At 56.1% G+C, this 228-nt stretch carries 1 pseudogene; it reads left to right on the forward strand.

Going from position 1 to position 228, the window contains the following annotated elements:
- Positions 1-220: pseudogene (locus Q4563_RS23450) on the forward strand (leucyl/phenylalanyl-tRNA--protein transferase); the annotation flags it as partial.
- Positions 221-228 lie beyond the last annotated feature (8 nt).

Genomic DNA, 228 nt, shown 5'->3' on the forward strand with positions numbered 1-228 from the left:
GGTCAGCGATGCCTCCAAAGTGGCCTTCGCCACCTTGGCCTACAACCTTAATGACTGGGGCTATGAGTTAATTGATTGTCAGGTGCACAGCTCACACCTCGCCTCACTGGGGGCAGACGATATCCCACGCGAAGCATTTGCCGAGCAGTTAAACCGCCACATTGGCGCTACCAGCGCCTCGCACTGGCGCAACCAGACCCCACTACTCATTCCGCAATAACACTAGAC

This window comes from Gilvimarinus sp. 1_MG-2023, assembly GCF_030548285.1.